The sequence below is a fragment of the Arthrobacter sp. B2I5 genome (assembly GCF_030816735.1).
GTDB lineage: Bacteria > Actinomycetota > Actinomycetes > Actinomycetales > Micrococcaceae > Arthrobacter.
This window is the reverse complement of the sequence record NZ_JAUSYF010000001.1, coordinates 2,815,004-2,831,363: the sequence shown is the minus strand read 5'-3', so window position 1 is coordinate 2,831,363 and position 16,360 is coordinate 2,815,004. Positions and strand designations below refer to the sequence as shown.

Sequence of the window (16,360 nt, the reverse complement as noted above, 5' to 3'; positions counted from 1 at the left end):
GTCAGCCCCCGATAGCGCTCATGCTGCGGTCCGGCTGGACGAAGTCCGGAGCATCCAGTCCCACATGGTCCATGCCGTGGGCCTTTGGTTTGATCCACATGGCGTCCTGCCACCGCTGCGCCAGTTCCTGGTCGGTGGCGCCTGCCCGCAGCAGGCCCAGCAGGTCGAACTCCTCGCGCGAGAACAGGCAGCTCATGATCTTGCCCTCGGCAGTGATCCTGGTGCGCCGGCAGTCCGAGCAGAACGGCTCGGTGACGGAAGCGATAATTCCGACGGTTCCCAGCACCGGACCAGCCGGATTTGCCGAACCTGCCGCCCGCCGTCGTACTTCAAACCGCTCCGCAGGGGCTCCGTCACGCGCGCGGGGATCGGGGCTGAGGACAAAGTCGCGGGACAGCAGATCGCGGATCTCGGCGGCGGTGATCATGTTGCGTCGGGTCCAGCCGTGATCGGCATCCAACGGCATCTGTTCGATGAACCGCAGTTCGTAGCCGCGCCCCAATGCCCAGTCGAGCAGCTGCGGCGATTCGGCGTCGTTAATGCCGCGCATCAGGACAGCGTTCAGTTTGACAGGGCCCAGGCCGGCAGCCCACGCGGCGTCCACACCGGCCAGGACCTGGCCCAGGAACGGACGTCGGGTCAGCTTGGTGAACGTTTCTTCATGCAGGGAATCCAGTGACACATTGATGCGGGTCAGGCCGGCTTCCTTGAGGGCAGCGGCCTTCTTGGCCAGGCCAACACCGTTGGTGGTCATGGAGATCGGCAGGTCCGGGTGGTTGGCCCGCAGCGCCGCGATGATCTGCACCAGATCGTGCCGGACAAGCGGCTCGCCGCCGGTCAGCCGCAGCTCGCGGACACCCAGCTGCTCCACGCCAACCTTGACAATCCGCACGATCTCCCCGGCAGACATGACAGCCTGCTTGGCGAGCCATTCCAGGCCCTCCGCCGGCATGCAGTAGGTGCAGCGGAGGTTGCACTTGTCCGTCAGGGACAGCCTCATGTCGGTGGCGCGGCGGCCATACCGATCCACCAGCCCGGTCGGTGCATCGGCCGGGCGGCGCGCAGGAACGCCGGGCAGCGCCGACGCTGCTTCCTCCCGCGGCTGGGGCATGCCTAGCTGGACACTCATGAAATCAGGCTACGCCACGTTGAGCCGCCCATCACACCTGTGACCAGACTCAGCTGGGCAAGATATATGGGCGCACCGCCGCCGGCGACCCTTCGCAAACCTATGCTGGAAGTTGTGAAGAGTTCCCAGCACAGGCACACGGCGGACGACGACGGCGCCGGCCTTGGGGAGCGTATGGAGAGTCCCGTCCCGCTGCAGGCAGTCCCACGCGCCAGGGGCGGTTGGGCTGCCGCTGCCGGGATAGCCGCGGCAGGCGCCGGTGTGGCAGCGGGGGAGTTGGCCGCGGGGGTTGTCAGCCCATCCCTGTCACCGTTGACAGCCGTTGGCGGCGCCGTCATCGACGCCGTCCCTCCGGGCGTTAAAGACTGGGCGATCTCCGTCTTCGGCACGGCCGACAAGGCAGCGCTCCTCGTGGGCATGGCGTTGGTCATCGCTGCCCTGGCCGCGCTGGCCGGAGTCCTCGAGTACCGCCGGCGGTTCACAGGTGCTGCCGTCATGGGAATCTTCGGACTCGCCGGAGCGGCCGCCGTGCTGACCCGTTCCCAGATGACCCCCATGTCACTGATCCCGCCGCTCCTGGCCGCGGGCGCCGCCGTCGTGCTGTTGCGCGTCTTGGTGCAAAGGCTGCACGCGTGGGACGTGTCAGTGCCCGTCCACCCAAGTGCGAGCCAGCCTGCTGCCGCTGCCGGAACCACGGCCAGCCCCGTGGCCGCGCAATCCCGCCGCAGCTTCTTCCAGTTCCTCAGTGTCACCGCAGCGGCTTCCGCGGTGGGAGGAGTGCTGGCGGGAATCTGGCGCGGGGCCACCATGGCGGTCACCGAAGCCCGGGCACGCATCACCCTTCCCACAGCGGCATCCCCGGCCAAGCCCGTGCCGGCTGCTGCCGACTCGGGTGTTGCAGGGATGACGCCGCTGGTGACCCCAAACCGGGACTTCTACCGGATCGACACCGCGCTGTCCGTCCCGGCGGTGAACCCGGATACCTGGGTCCTCAAAGTAACCGGAATGGTGGCCCGGGAAGTCCAGCTCTCCTACGCCGACCTCCTGGCCAAGCCGCTGACCGAACGGCACATCACCATCGCCTGCGTCTCCAACGGCGTGGGCGGTGACCTGATCGGGAATGCCCGCTGGCTGGGCTGGCCGGTCCGGGAACTGCTGGCCCAGGCCGGTCCCCGGCCGGACGCCGACATGGTCCTCTCCCGCAGCGCCGACGGCTGGACCGCCGGGACGCCGCTGGAGGTCCTCACCGATAACCGGGACGCCCTGCTCGCCGTGGGCATGAACGGCGAACCGCTGCCGCTGGAGCACGGCTTCCCGGTCCGCCTGGTGGTTCCGGGACTGTACGGCTATGTCTCGGCCACCAAATGGGTCACCGAACTCAAAGTCACCCGGTTCGCCAACGACGCCGGATACTGGACCCCGCGTGGCTGGTCCGAGCGCGGCCCCATCAAGACGTCGTCCCGCATCGACGTCCCCCGCAGCGGCCGCCCGGTCAATGCGGGAACCGTTGTTTTTGCCGGCGTCGCGTGGGCCCAGCACATCGGCATCCGGAAGGTGGAACTGCGGGTCAACCGCGGACCGTGGCGGGAAGCGGATCTCGCCACGGGGATCTCAGCCGACACCTGGTACCAGTGGAAGCTGGCCGTAGACCTCACCCCGGGGCAATACGAGGTCCAGGTACGCGCCACCAACCTGGCTGGCCAACCCCAGGACGAAACCGCGCGCCCCCCTGCGCCCGACGGGGCCACCGGATTCCACACCGTTAGAGTGGACGTGAAATCCTGACGGCCCAGACCCCCTGACGGCCAGACTCCCGATGGCCCAGACCAAAGGCGTACCCATGACCAGCCACACCCAGCACGGCCGCGTCCAGCACACTGCGCGGTCCGTCGCCGAGCACGCCGCCGCCGTCGCTGACCTCCTCCAGCAGTTCGGCGCAGCAGACCGCACGGAGACCCTGCCGCTCAGCCAAGCGCTGGGACGCGGCCTGGTGCACGGATTCCTGGCGCCGCTCAGCCTTCCCCCCTTCGCGAATTCCCAGATGGACGGCTATGCCGTCCGTTCCGCTGACATTCCCGACGGCGGCACCGAGCTGCGCATCATGCCCCCGGTTCCCGCCGGGTCAAGCCCGCAACCGCTCGCGCCGGGAACAGCCGCGCCCATCATGACCGGTGCCATGATCCCGGCGGGTGCCGACGCCGTCGTACCCATTGAAAAGGCAAAGCCTGACCACTTCCTTCCGGAAGGCGATGGCGCCATTGTGACGTTGCCTGCCACCGCACGGGGAACATACGTGCGCGTTGCCGGCAGCGACATCGCGGCGGGGGAGCGGGCCCTCGCCGCCGGCACTTGCCTTGGTCCCGCCCAACTGGGGCTGCTGGCGGCGCTTGGAATGCCGGACGTTGAGGTCTACAAGGCCGTGACCGTCCTGCTGGTCACCACCGGGGACGAGGTGGTGGAACCGGGCCGGCCACTCCCGCCGGGCAAAATCTACGACTCCAACGGAACCCTCCTGGAAGCCGCCATGAAACAGGCGGGCCTGGCAGTCCGCCGCACCGGAATTTCCACCGACAACCCGGCAGCGCTTCAGGCGATGCTCAGAACCGAAGGCCAGGGGGCTGACCTGATCGTCACCACCGGCGGGGTCAGCAAGGGGGCCTACGAGGTGGTCCGGCAGGCGATGGCGGACCAGCCGGTGGACTTCCTGCACGTGGCCATGCAGCCGGGCGGGCCCCAGGGACTGGGAACGTTCGACGGCGTCCCCTTCCTCGGGTTTCCCGGCAATCCGGTCAGCTGCCTGGTGTCCTTCGAGATGTTCCTCCGCCCCGCACTGTCGGAGTTGCTGGGAACCCCGGCCCGAAGGCTGCCGCTGCGCGCCCGCCTTGACCTTGGCGAGGCGGGCGGGAAACTCACCTCGCCCGGGTACAAGCACCAGGTCCGGCGCGGCAACCTGCGGCCGGACGGAACCGTAAAGCTGGAGGGCGGCGAGAGCTCGCACCTGATGCACGCCCTTGCCGGATCGAATGTCCTGGTCCACGTCCCTGCCGGTGTAACGGAACTCGCCGACGGCGACGAGGTGGAAGTATGGATGCTGTGAACGCAGAAAATACCCCCGCACTGACGCACCTGCGCCAGGACGGCAGCGCCCAGATGGTGGATGTCTCCGCCAAAGCGGAGACTACCCGGGAGGCTACGGCCACCGCCACTGTCAGGACCACCGCCGAGGTGATGCAGCTCCTGGGCACGGGCGGGCTCCCCAAGGGTGACGCCCTGGCCGTGGCCCGAGTGGCAGGCATCATGGCCGCCAAGAAGACGCCGGACCTGATTCCGCTCTGCCATCCGTTGCCCCTTTCAAAAGTCACCGTTGACTTCGAGCTCGGCACTGACGCCGTGACGATCAGCTCCACTGTCAAGACCCGGGGCGTCACCGGAGTGGAAATGGAGGCCCTGACCGCGGTGTCGGTGGCAGCCCTTAGTGTCTACGACATGATCAAGGCAGTGGACAAGCATGCTGTCCTGACGGATATCAAGGTGCTGGCCAAGAGCGGCGGCAAGAGCGGAGACTGGGCACTGTGACCAACCCCAACATCCTGGACGTCTCCGAACCCCACCGGCACGGCGATGTGCTGGGGCGGAAGGCCGGTGTCGTGATCGCTTCCACCCGCGCCGCAGCAGGCATCTACGACGACGAAACGGGCCCGGTAATCACCGACTGGCTCACGGAACACGGCTTCGAGGTCTACCCGGCCATGGTGGTCCCCGACGGTGAGCCCGTGGGCGCTGCCATCAGGGCGCTCCTCACACAGCGACCCGCCGTCGTCATCACCAGCGGTGGCACCGGCCTCAGCCCGGACGACCGCACGCCTGACGTCACCCTGCCCCTGCTGGACCGGGAGATCCCCGGAATCATGGAAGCGATCAGGCGGGCAGGTGCGGCAAAAACCCCGCTGGCCGCCCTGAGCAGGGGCTACGCGGGCGCCGCGGGCCGGACCTTTATTGTTAACCTGCCCGGGTCACCGAAGGGGGTCATGGACGGACTCAGCGTCCTGGACCCGGTAATCGGGCACCTTTGCGACCAGCTGGAAGGCGGACATGGGCACTGAAGCAGCATTCGAGGTAGTGCGGGCGGTCCTGAGCGCGGATCCTATTTCCGTGGACCAGGCGATTGCCGCGGTGGAAAGCGACACTGCGGGCGCAGTGGTCAGCTTCAGCGGGGTTGTGCGCAACCACGACGGCGGCAAGGCCGTTGAGCGCCTCAGCTACAGTGCGCATCCCACGGCCCACCAGGTAATGGCCGACGTCGTCGCCCGGCTGGTTGCCGAACAAAACGCGGTGGGGGAGGAGGCTGCCGGGGAAACTTCCGGGGGCACGGCCGGCCAGCCGGTCCGGATCTGGGCCGCACACCGGATCGGGACGCTGGAGATCGGGGACCCGGCGCTGGTGTGTGCGGTATCCGCTGCGCACCGGGGGCAGGCCTTTGCGGTCTGCTCCGAACTGGTGGACCGCATCAAGGAGCAGGTGCCCATCTGGAAGGAACAGTTCTTCGCGGACGGCACCGTGGAATGGGTCGGCGCCGGCGGCTGATGCTGCGCCCGCACTATGCCCAACTGCGAGGTAACGCACGCTGCCCGGTTCCTGCACCAACCTGTCCCGCCGGTAGGGTTAACGCTATGACCGAACAACACCCCGTTTCCAAGCTGGTGGCCGTCCTTGGTGCCAACGGACGCATGGGCGCCGAGGCTGTCAAGGCCATTGATGCCGCGCCCGACATGAAGCTCGTCGCAGCCCTGGGACGGGGTGACTCACTGGAGCAGCTGACCGCCTCCGGTGCCCAGTACCTGGTGGACCTGACAGTCCCCGAAAGCACCGAAGCGAACGTCCGCTTCGCCGTCGAGCATGGAATCCACGCGGTGGTGGGCACCACCGGCTGGGACGCCGACCGCCTGTCCGCGCTGGAATCCCTCCTTGCCGGGCATCCGGAAACAGGTGTACTCATTGCGCCGAACTTTGCCTTGGGATCGGTGCTGGCCTCCGCCTTCGCCGCGAAGGCGTCCAAGTATTTCGAATCCGTGGAAATCATCGAACTCCACCATCCGGACAAGGTGGACGCCCCCTCCGGCACCGCCGTCCGCACCGCAGAACTCATTGCCGCTGAACGCAAGGCTGTGCAGGTGCCGCCCAGCCCCGATGCCACCACCACCGAACGTGCCGGCGCGCGCGGCTGCGAGGTGGACGGCGTCCGCGTCCACAGCGTCCGGCTCCGCGGCCTGGTGGCACACCAGGAAGTCCTGCTGGGCGGTCCCGGCGAGCAGCTGACCCTCCGCCATGACTCCTTCGACCGAGCATCGTTCATGCCGGGCGTGCTCCTGGGCGTGCGCAACGTCGCCGCGCACCCCGGCCTGACCGTAGGCCTGGACGGTTACCTGGACCTGGGGCTCTAGGCCGTGAACGCTTTCGCCGCAGGCTTCCGCAAGAACCGCACCAAGATCTGGGTGGGAGCGGTGACCCTGCTGCTGGTCTTCTACCTGGTGGTCTCCTTCCAGCGCTCCCTCCTGCTCCTGGCGGACAGCAACCTGACGGCCAAGGCCATCGGCGCCGCCTACCTGGTGCTGCCTATCGTCGGCGCGTGGGCCCTGATCCGCGAGCTGATGTTCGGCGCCCGCACGGAGCAGATGGCCAAGGTCCTGGAAGCCGAGGGCGGGCTGCCCGTGGATGACCTTCCCCGCACACCCGGCGGCAGGATCGTCCGCGCCGCTGCCGACGCTGAGTTCGAAAAGTACAGGGTGGAAGCCGAGGCTGCTCCTGGCGACTGGCGCTCCTGGTTCCGGCTGAGCTGTGCCTATGACGCGGCAGGGGACCGCAAGCGGGCGCGCGCATCCATGCGTGACGCCGTCAAGCTCTTCACCGCGGCGTCCTAGTTGTCCTGACCCCGCGTTGCTGCCGCGGCGGACGGCCGACGTCTGGCGGCTGGTGCGGCAGGTTCAGGCCAGGGCCTTAAAGCCGCCACGCCCCACCAGGCTCGCGCCGTGGCCCACCCACTCCAGCGGGCCCCGCCACCTCAGCCGTGCGAACACGATGCCCACACCGATGGCAAGGGCGGCGTGGGCAAAGTACATCCCGTCCTCGGCCCATCCTGCCGGCAGGGGCTTGAGGTAGAAGCCCGAGACCACCCACACATGGACGGTGTACAGGGTCAGCGTCATGGCACCGGGGCCCCGCAACGGCAGCAGCAGGTCCAGGTCCACCCATTCGGCAAGGCGCTCCAGGAGCAGGCACGTACCGATGACGGCCGCCGCCACGGCCGAGGTATGCAGCAGGTCAAGCGGGGTGCCGGAATGCGGTGCGGCCGATGCCAGCCACCACCACGAACCCTCCTGGGGCAGTCCGGCCAGGTTCACCTGCAGTATGCTGCCCAGCGGGTATCCCGGTGAGTTGAGGACCTTCTCCAGCGCCTCCCGGCCGCCCCAATCCTCCATCGCCGTCACTCCCAGGGTCTTGGACACCACAGCCACCACTGTTCCGCCCACCAGCAGCAGCACGGGCACCACTGCCTTGGCCAGGGCCAGTCGGCCGATGGCCAGCCCCACCAGCAGGTAGGCCAGCCACTGCAGGACGGGGTAGTAGCCCGTGAGGAACAGGTCGGCGAGCAGCCCGGACGGTGTTCCGAGGTCCTCCCAGCGGGGGTTGTGGCCCAGCCTCAGGGGCGGCTCCGGGGCAAGGAGCCAGGGCCGCAGCAGGTAGGCCAGCACCGGTGACACCAGGATCCACCCGGCAGCCCACGCGCACAGGCGCTTCACGCCCAGTCCCAGGAAGGGAAGGACGCACAGGAACAGCACGGCGTAGTGGACCAGGATGATGGCCACATTCACTTCCAGGCCCCCCAGGGTCAGCCCGACGGCGGCAATCACCAGGGCGCGCAGTGCCACGCCGCGGCGGGCCGCCGAGAGTTCGGGGCCCTGCAACGGCTTGTCCTTCCCCGTGGACAGGGCAAGTCCCACGCCCGCCAGCACGGCGAACAGGGCGGCGGCGCGTCCGGAAAACGTCAGGCCGATCCAAGTCGGCGTGAGGCCCGCATTCGATTCGAATGTCGGCAGCAGGTGGGTGGCCATCATGCCCAGCAACGCCAGGCCGCGGGCAGCATCGACGCCGCGAAGGCGGCCCGGTTGGTGACGGCTTGCGGTCTTCCGGGGCCGGGTGGCCGGGGTGCGGGACGTCATGACCAGATCGTCTCACATGCGCCCGGGGCGTTGCTGTCGCAGCGGAGGACCCAGTACAACCCACCCTTGTATTCGAATATATGTTCGAATACGATGGGGGCCATGGAGATGCCACCACCAGAAGCCGTTGGCCCGCAGGGATTCACCCTTCCACCGGTGTCCGCCGACGGGAACGCCGGAGGCGGGCTGTTGAAAGCCATGAGCCCGGGCGTGGTGGACTACCTGTTCCGCCAGCTTGTCTCCGGGCGCCCCGCCGAGGACGTCCAGTGGGAACGGGAAGGCGTCAGCCTGGCCGCCCAGCCGGAAGGGGCGGAGCTTGCGCGCCGGCTGGCGGAAACGGACATTGACGCCCTGACCCCCACCGAGCTGTTTCACTACGTACGGGCGGCGCAGCGGCTCGCCTCCTGGGCGGAGGACCTCCGGCAGGCCGCCGTCGGCCGCTATTGCCATGCCGGAACGGACGCGCGGCAGTCCGGCCGGAACCGTATTTGACGCTTGTCACGCCCGTGGCATTGTCCTAACCAGCCGGGGACAAGGTAACGTTTTTTCCATGGCTGACTCTTCCGCGCATATCCCTGCCCTCGGTACCCTCCTGACCGCCATGGTCACGCCGTTCACCAAGGACGGCGCAGTGGATTACGACCAGGCGGCAGCGCTGGCCAGCAAGCTGGTCGACGACGGCTGTGACGGCCTGGTGGTCACCGGCACCACCGGGGAAACCTCCACGCTGACGGACGACGAGAATCTTGGCATGTTCCGCGCCGTGAAGGACGCCGTGGGCGGCCGTGCGGCCATCATTGCCGGTACCGGTACCAACGACACCGCGCACTCGGTCCACCTTTCCCAGCAGGCTGCCGCCCTCGGCGTCGACGGCCTCCTCCTGGTGACCCCTTACTACAACAAGCCCAGCCAGGCCGGTGTCCGCGCCCACTTCGAGACCATCGCCTCTGCCGTGGACGTACCCGTCATGCTGTACGACATTCCCGGACGGTCCTCCATCGCGATTGAACCCGACACCATGATCCGGCTGGCGCAGCACCCCAACATCGTGGCCGTCAAAGACGCCAAGGCCGACTTCATGGCAGCCACCCGTGTCATGGCGGAAACGGACCTCCTGTTCTACTCGGGCGACGACGGATTGACTCTTCCCTGGATGGCGCTGGGCGCCGTCGGCCTGGTGGGCGTTACCACCCACGTGGCCACCCGCCGCTTCCGCGAACTCATCGACGCCATCAACGCCAACGACCTCGGCACCGCGCGCAAGATCAACTTCGAGCTGCAGCCGGTGGTCCGCGCCACCATGACCCGGGTCCAGGGCGCCGTGGCGGCCAAACAGATTCTTAAATGGCAGGGAGTCCTGCCCAACTCGATTGTCCGTTTGCCCCTCGTGGAGCCGGACGAAACCGAGATCGAAACCATCCGCGGGGATTTGGCGGAAGCGGGGCTGGTCTTCTCCTGAGGCTAAGACCGGCACCCTTCCGCCTGGAAAGTAGTGCACTATGACCCAATCTGCCCTTACCGGCCTTGTCACCCCTCCGCGCCTGCCCCAGGGCACGCTTCGGATCGTTCCGCTTGGCGGCCTGGGGGAGATCGGCCGGAACATGGCCGTGTTCGAAATCGACGGCAAGCTGCTGATCGTTGACTGTGGCGTCCTCTTTCCAGAGGAGACCCAGCCCGGCGTTGACCTGATCCTGCCCGACTTCTCGTACATCGAGGACCGGCTGGACGACGTCGTGGCCGTCATCCTGACGCACGGCCACGAGGACCACATCGGCGCCGTGCCGTATCTGCTGCGCCTGCGCAATGACATTCCGCTGGTGGGATCCCAGCTGACCCTCGCCCTGATCGAGGCGAAGCTGCAGGAGCACCGCATCCGGCCCTACACGCTGACCGTGGAAGAGGGCCAGGTGGAGAAGTTCGGGCCCTTCGAATGCGAGTTCGTGGCCGTGAACCACTCCATCCCGGACGCCCTGGCCGTGTTCATCCGCACCGCTGGCGGTACGGTCCTGCACACCGGCGACTTCAAGATGGACCAGCTGCCGCTGGACGGACGCATCACCGACCTCCGGCACTTCGCCAAGCTGGGCGAAGAAGGCGTGGATCTCTTCATGTCCGACTCCACCAACGCCGACGTCCCCGGTTTCACCACCGCGGAGAAGGAAATCGGCCCCACGCTGGAGCGGTTGTTCGGCCAGGCCACCAAACGCATCATCGTGGCCTCCTTCTCCTCCCACGTCCACCGCGTGCAGCAGGTCCTGGACGCCGCGGCCAAGCACAACCGCAAGGTGGCCTTCGTGGGCCGCTCCATGGTCCGCAACATGGCCATTGCCGAGAAGCTGGGCTACCTGGACGTCCCCGCCGGGCTGATCGTGGACATCAAGAACATCGACAACCTCCCGGACAACCGCGTGGTACTCATGTCCACCGGATCGCAGGGCGAGCCCATGGCCGCCCTGTCCCGGATGGCCAACGGCGACCACCGGGTGGTGGTGGGTGACGGCGACACCGTCATCCTGGCCTCCAGCCTCATCCCCGGCAACGAAAACGCCGTGTTCCGGATCATCAACGGCCTCCTGAAGCTTGGCGCCGACGTGATCCACAAGGGCAACGCCAAGGTCCACGTCTCCGGCCATGCCGCCGCCGGTGAACTGCTGTACTGCTACAACATCCTTGAGCCGCTCAATGCCATGCCGGTGCACGGCGAAACCCGGCACCTGATTGCCAACGGCAAGATCGCCATTGAGTCCGGCGTCCCGGATGCCAGCGTCATCCTTGCGGACAACGGCACCGTCATCGACCTCCGCGACCACCAGGCGGACATTGTTGGCCAGGTGGAGGTTGGCTTCGTCTACGTGGACGGCTCCAGCGTGGGCGAGATCACCGACGCCGACCTCAAGGACCGCCGCATCCTGGGCGATGAGGGCTTCATCTCCATCATCACGGTCATCCACCGCGCCACCGGCAAGGTGGTGTCCGGGCCCGAGATCCACGCCCGCGGCGTTGCCGAGGACGATTCGGTGTTCGATGACATCATCCCCAAGATCAACGCTGCCCTGGAGGAAGCGGTCCAGAACCACGCCGACCACACCAGCCACCAGCTCCAGCAGGTGGTGCGCCGTGTCGTGGGCACCTGGGTGAACCGCAAGCTGCGCCGCAAGCCCATGATCATTCCCGTGGTGCTCGAGGCCTGACACCAGGCGCACCGCGTCAGTGGATCCCCGGAGGGGCCCGGTTCTTCATGGACCGGGCCTCCGCCGCATCCGGGCGGTCCTTCGGTGGGTACCGGTGGCCCCGATATCCCGGGAATCACAGCATGCTTCCGGTACCGTGGCAGTATGGCCACACGTACTACTTCCGCGCCCAAAGGTACCGGCAGGGGGAGCTCCGCCAGCAAAGCGGGCAGCTCCACAGGCCGCGGAACCGGCTCCACCGCCAGCAAGACGGGGCGCGGCGGCTCATCCAGCACCGCACGCACCCGCCAGCTTCCCGCCGTCGAACACCACCAGCCCTGGCTCCTGCGCGTCGTCGGCGGAGCGTGGCTGGGAGTGGGCCACCTGGTGGGCGGGGGAGTGCGCCGCATCGGCCACGACGTCAGCGACATCCCCGCGGAGGAACGCCGCGACGGCGCCGCCCTGTTCAACCTGGCCCTGGGCGTCTTCATCGCCACCTTCGCCTGGTGGGGCCTGACGGGCTGGTTCCCGGACGCCGTCTACGCAGTGGTCAACGGCACCTTCGGCTGGATCTCCCTGCTGCTCCCGCTCATGCTGTTCGTGTGCGCCTTCCGGCTGTTCCGCCAGCCCTCAGACGGCCGGGGCAACAACCGGGTGGGCATCGGCTTCCTGATCATGACGTTCGCCGGCTGCGGGCTGGCGCACATCCTTGGCGGCCAGCCCACGGTTGCCGACGGCTTCGACGGCCTCCGCAAAGCCGGCGGCATGCTCGGCTTCCTGGCTGCCACTCCGCTGGCCGCCATCCATCCCGCCGTGCCCGTGGTCCTCTACGCACCGCTGGCCTTTGTGTCATTGCTGATCATCACCGCCACCCCGTTCACGGCCATCCCGCGCCGGATCCGCGGAGCTTACGAACATCTCATGGGCATCGACCTGATGGACCAGGAACATTCCGGGGACGCCCACGACCGCAGCTACCTGGAACGGTCAGCACCGGCGGCGCCCAAAAAGAAGAAGCGAAAGCTGTTCGGCAAGGACCAGGAATCCGACGCCGGCCTTGAGGGCTACGTGGGCGACGAGGCCTTCGAGCATGCCGTCATTGACGACGACGAGCGCGAACCCGCCCGCCCGGCGCCCGGAGTGCGGCGGCCCACCCAGGCCGAGATCGCCGTCGAAAAGATCAAGGCGGCGCAGGGCCTGGGTGCCGGCGCCCAGGCGCCTCCCGCGGAAAACGCCACCGAGGCCATCCCGCTGGTCATCCCCGGTGCCGCGGCTCCGGGCAAAGCAGGTGCCGCGCCTGCCGCGCCCACCGTGCCGTCGAATCCCGTGGCCCCCGCGCCGCCGCCGGTTCCCATTCCGCAGCGCACCGAACAACTGTCCCTGGCCGGAGACGTCACCTACACGCTCCCTGCCTCGGACTACCTCACCCCGGGATCCATCCCGAAGGAACGCACGGAAGCCAATGACGCCGTCGTCGCTGCCCTGACGGACACCCTGCAGCAGTTCAACGTCGATGCCACCGTCACCGGCTTCAGCCGCGGCCCCACCGTGACCCGGTACGAGATCGAACTTGCCCCGGGCACCAAGGTGGAACGGGTCACCGCGCTGTCCAAGAACATCTCCTACGCCGTCGCGTCCAGCGATGTGCGTATCCTCAGCCCCATCCCGGGCAAGTCCGCCATCGGTATCGAAATCCCCAACACGGACCGCGAGACGGTCTCCCTGGGCGATGTCCTGCGGAGCCAGAACGCCCGGCGCACGGACCACCCGATGGTCATGGGCGTGGGCAAGGACGTTGAGGGCGGCTACGTCGTGGCCAACCTGGCCAAGATGCCCCACCTGCTGGTGGCCGGTGCCACCGGTGCCGGTAAGTCGTCCTTCGTGAACTCGATGATCACCTCCATCCTGATGCGCGCCACGCCCGATGAGGTGCGCATGGTCATGGTGGACCCCAAGCGCGTGGAACTGACCGCCTATGAAGGCGTCCCGCACCTCATCACGCCCATCATCACCAACCCCAAAAAGGCCGCTGAGGCACTGCAATGGGTGGTGCGTGAAATGGATGCGCGCTACGACGACCTCGCCAACTACGGGTTCAAGCACATCGACGACTTCAACAAGGCGGTGCGGGCCGGCAAGGTCCAGCCGCCCGTGGACTCCAAGCGCGTTATCCGCCCCTACCCCTACCTGCTGGTGATCGTCGACGAGCTCGCCGACCTGATGATGGTGGCGCCGCGCGACGTCGAAGACTCGATCGTCCGCATCACCCAGCTCGCGCGAGCCGCCGGCATCCACCTGGTGCTGGCCACCCAGCGTCCGTCAGTGGACGTCGTCACCGGCCTGATCAAGGCCAACGTGCCCTCGCGCATGGCGTTCGCCACGTCATCCGTCACCGACTCCCGCGTGGTCCTCGACCAGCCGGGCGCGGAAAAGCTGATTGGCCAGGGTGACGCGCTCTTCCTGCCCATGGGTGCCTCCAAGGCTATGCGCGTCCAGGGAGCCTGGGTTACCGAGTCGGAAATACATAAAGTGGTGGAGCACGTCAAGGGGCAGCTCCAGGCAAGCTACCGCGACGACGTGGCCGCCGAGGCGCCCAAGAAGCAGATCGACGACGACATCGGGGACGACCTCGAGGTGCTGCTGCAGGCTACCGAACTGGTGGTCACCACGCAGTTCGGCTCCACGTCCATGCTGCAGCGCAAGCTCCGCGTCGGGTTCGCCAAGGCCGGGCGGCTCATGGACCTGCTCGAATCCCGCGGCGTGGTGGGCCCCTCCGAGGGCTCCAAGGCCCGCGATGTGCTGGTGAAGCCGGACGACCTCGCCACCGTCCTGGCCGCCATGAAGGGCCAGGAGGCGCCCGCCGCCGCAGACTCCCAAACCGCTGCGCTCAGCGACAATGCCAACGCCAACATCGCCCAGGGCGGCTACGCCGAGGACCTTGTGGCCGCCGACCTGGACAAGAGGAACCAGAACGTCGAATATTACGACGGCGCCGATTCCGCTCCGGGCGGGTACGGCGATGATGACGACGGATCCGAGGACGCCTGGTCCCTCACCGGGCGCTAGGCCGGTAGCCTAGGAACGTGACTAGCACCGATGCAACCGCCGCCGGCCAGGGCCGTGCCGGGGTCTGGAACCTTCCCAACATCCTGACCATGATCCGCATCGCGCTGGTCCCGTTTTTCGTCTGGTTCCTCGTGGCGGACGCGCCCGGGCTGCACAGTACCTCCGGACCGTGGCGCTGGGCAGCAGTGGCGGCGTTCGCCGTTGCCATCTACACGGACAAGCTCGACGGCGACATCGCCAGGAGCCGGAACCTCGTCACGGACTTCGGGAAGATCGCCGACCCCATCGCGGACAAACTCCTGACCGGTTCCGCGCTGGTGATGCTCTCCCTGCTGGGCGAGCTGCCCTGGTGGGCAACCCTGGTGATCCTGGTCCGGGAATGGGGAATCACGGCACTGCGCTTCTTCGTGATCCGCTATGGGGTCATTCCCGCCTCCCGCGGCGGCAAGCTCAAGACCGTCGTGCAGACGGCGGCGATCTTCCTCTACCTCCTGCCGTTCGGGGCCTTCGCGCCGTGGATGTCCTGGGTGGCGTTCGCCGTCATGATGGCCGCCGTGGCCATCACCTTGTGGACCGGCGTCGAATATGTCGTCGAAGCACTGCGCCTTCGGGCGAAGGGCAAGCGGCAGTCAGGGACCGCCCCCGGTCAGGAAACAGCGACAGGGCAGGACCAGGCATGAGCAACCTCCACCTTTTGGCCGGGCAGGCTGTCCGCCAGGCGCTCGAGTCCGGGCGGACCGTGGCCACCGCGGAGTCGCTGACGGCCGGGATGGTGTCCGCTGTCCTTGCCGATACCCCCGGTGCCTCCGGCATGCTGCAGGGCGGGGTCATTGCCTACCAGAACTCCGTGAAGGAGTCGGTGTTGCACGTCCCGGCCGACCTCCTGGCCAGTGCCGGCTCCGTGGACCCGGACGTTGCCCGTGCCATGGCAGCCGGGGCGCGCACGGTCCTGGGCGCCGACGTCGGAATTTCCACAACCGGGGTGGCAGGTCCGGACGCCCACGACGGCAAGCCCGTGGGGCGGGTCTACGTTGGGATTGCCACGGCGGCTGGAGCCTCAGCTTTCGAATACTCCTTTACCGGCAGCAGGCCCGACATCAGGGGCGCGGCCTGCGCCGTCGCCCTGGAACGGCTCCTTGAAGCACTGTCCGGCTGACACTTGGCCGACCCCAAGTTACCGGGCGTAAAGTTGACGGGAACAAAAGCCGGTACCGATTAGTTATTACATTGTGTCGCTTCCGGATAGCGGAGGCGCCTAGGATGAAATGACCACGACGGTTCGCCACGGCGGACCTGACCAATGAGGGAGCAAGGCGATACAGATGGTAAAGCAGCCCGTATCCGTAAACGGCGTTGTCCGCTGGAAGGATGTGGGCCTCGCCGAACAGGCTAAGAGCGAACAGAAGGAGCGCAAGATGGTAGTACTTCGTCACGAAATCGGTGATGTGCTGCGCGATGTCCGCCAGCGTCAGGGACGCACGCTCCGTGAAGTTTCGCACAGCGCCCGCGTCTCCCTGGGATACCTCAGCGAAGTGGAGCGCGGCCAGAAGGAAGCATCGTCAGAGCTCCTGTCCTCGATCTGCTCGGCACTGGATGTTCCGTTGTCAAGCATGCTCCGCGAGGTTAGCGACCGTGTGGCAGTAGCCGAAGGCGTCGCAGTTCCGGACACCGTTCCGCAGGAATTCTCCCAGCGTTACGGCCGCGACCTGGAACGCGACCTCAACACTGAACTGAACGACGAACTCTCCACAGGCCTTCTCTCCGGCGCCCGGTAAAGG

16 protein-coding genes are annotated in these 16,360 nt (G+C 67.4%); 14 read left to right on the top strand and 2 right to left on the bottom strand.

Annotated features, from left to right (window positions below):
* Window position 1: 1 nt before the first annotated feature.
* Window positions 2-1,129 (bottom strand): GTP 3',8-cyclase MoaA, encoded by a 1,128-nt coding sequence (gene moaA / locus QFZ60_RS13295; protein WP_307090981.1) that lies wholly within the window; start codon window positions 1,127-1,129, stop codon window positions 2-4.
* A 174-nt stretch (window positions 1,130-1,303) separates the two neighbouring features.
* On the opposite strand from moaA, the gene QFZ60_RS13290 reads away from it, so the two are divergent.
* The 7 genes from QFZ60_RS13290 (at window position 1,304) to QFZ60_RS13260 (ending at window position 7,047) form a co-directional block, all read left to right on the top strand.
* The gene (locus QFZ60_RS13290) at window positions 1,304-2,914 is read left to right on the top strand and encodes a molybdopterin-dependent oxidoreductase (protein ID WP_307093309.1); all 1,611 of its coding nucleotides are present in this window, start codon (window positions 1,304-1,306) and stop codon (window positions 2,912-2,914) included.
* Between the two features lie 55 nt (window positions 2,915-2,969).
* Complete coding sequence (gene glp, locus QFZ60_RS13285; protein WP_307090979.1) at window positions 2,970-4,226, top strand: gephyrin-like molybdotransferase Glp; 1,257 nt, start codon at window positions 2,970-2,972, stop codon at window positions 4,224-4,226.
* Entirely contained in the window at window positions 4,214-4,705 is a 492-nt protein-coding gene (gene moaC, locus QFZ60_RS13280; protein ID WP_307090977.1) for a cyclic pyranopterin monophosphate synthase MoaC, read from the top strand. The genes glp and moaC overlap by 13 nt, the downstream gene beginning before the upstream one ends.
* Window positions 4,702-5,232 carry a molybdenum cofactor biosynthesis protein B gene (locus QFZ60_RS13275; protein WP_307090975.1) on the top strand — a complete coding sequence of 177 codons (531 nt, stop codon included), beginning with the start codon at window positions 4,702-4,704 and terminating at the stop codon, window positions 5,230-5,232. Before moaC ends, QFZ60_RS13275 begins: the two co-directional genes overlap by 4 nt.
* A complete protein-coding gene (locus tag QFZ60_RS13270; protein ID WP_307090974.1) occupies window positions 5,222-5,713 on the top strand; it encodes a molybdenum cofactor biosynthesis protein MoaE in 492 nt (163 codons plus the stop codon). Before QFZ60_RS13275 ends, QFZ60_RS13270 begins: the two co-directional genes overlap by 11 nt.
* 86 nt (window positions 5,714-5,799) lie before the next feature.
* Complete coding sequence (gene dapB / locus QFZ60_RS13265) at window positions 5,800-6,570, top strand: 4-hydroxy-tetrahydrodipicolinate reductase (protein WP_307090973.1); 771 nt, start codon at window positions 5,800-5,802, stop codon at window positions 6,568-6,570.
* Window positions 6,571-6,573: 3 nt separating this feature from the next.
* A complete protein-coding gene (locus QFZ60_RS13260) occupies window positions 6,574-7,047 on the top strand; it encodes a hypothetical protein (protein ID WP_307090972.1) in 474 nt (157 codons plus the stop codon).
* 63 nt (window positions 7,048-7,110) lie between these two features.
* Here the strand turns inward: QFZ60_RS13260 and QFZ60_RS13255 are convergent, their stop codons facing one another.
* On the bottom strand, window positions 7,111-8,346 hold the full coding sequence (locus QFZ60_RS13255) for a heparan-alpha-glucosaminide N-acetyltransferase domain-containing protein (RefSeq protein ID WP_307090970.1): 1,236 nt from the start codon (window positions 8,344-8,346) through the stop codon (window positions 7,111-7,113).
* Between the two features lie 102 nt (window positions 8,347-8,448).
* On the opposite strand from QFZ60_RS13255, the gene QFZ60_RS13250 reads away from it, so the two are divergent.
* From QFZ60_RS13250 to QFZ60_RS13220, 7 genes are all read left to right on the top strand, one after another.
* Window positions 8,449-8,838 carry a hypothetical protein gene (locus QFZ60_RS13250; RefSeq protein ID WP_307090968.1) on the top strand — a complete coding sequence of 130 codons (390 nt, stop codon included), beginning with the start codon at window positions 8,449-8,451 and terminating at the stop codon, window positions 8,836-8,838.
* Window positions 8,839-8,896: 58 nt separating this feature from the next.
* Complete coding sequence (gene dapA, locus QFZ60_RS13245) at window positions 8,897-9,805, top strand: 4-hydroxy-tetrahydrodipicolinate synthase (RefSeq protein ID WP_307090965.1); 909 nt, start codon at window positions 8,897-8,899, stop codon at window positions 9,803-9,805.
* 40 nt (window positions 9,806-9,845) lie between these two features.
* Entirely contained in the window at window positions 9,846-11,537 is a 1,692-nt protein-coding gene (locus QFZ60_RS13240; protein WP_056338346.1) for a ribonuclease J, read from the top strand.
* Window positions 11,538-11,681: 144 nt separating this feature from the next.
* On the top strand, window positions 11,682-14,582 hold the full coding sequence (locus QFZ60_RS13235; RefSeq protein WP_307090962.1) for a DNA translocase FtsK: 2,901 nt from the start codon (window positions 11,682-11,684) through the stop codon (window positions 14,580-14,582).
* Window positions 14,583-14,599: 17 nt separating this feature from the next.
* Window positions 14,600-15,262: a CDP-diacylglycerol--glycerol-3-phosphate 3-phosphatidyltransferase gene (gene pgsA, locus QFZ60_RS13230; RefSeq protein WP_307090960.1), complete on the top strand. Its 663-nt coding sequence runs from the start codon at window positions 14,600-14,602 to the stop codon at window positions 15,260-15,262.
* Window positions 15,259-15,738: a CinA family protein gene (locus QFZ60_RS13225; RefSeq protein ID WP_307090958.1), complete on the top strand. Its 480-nt coding sequence runs from the start codon at window positions 15,259-15,261 to the stop codon at window positions 15,736-15,738. Before pgsA ends, QFZ60_RS13225 begins: the two co-directional genes overlap by 4 nt.
* Before the next feature lie 166 nt (window positions 15,739-15,904).
* Window positions 15,905-16,357: a helix-turn-helix domain-containing protein gene (locus QFZ60_RS13220; protein ID WP_018771597.1), complete on the top strand. Its 453-nt coding sequence runs from the start codon at window positions 15,905-15,907 to the stop codon at window positions 16,355-16,357.
* Window positions 16,358-16,360 lie beyond the last annotated feature (3 nt).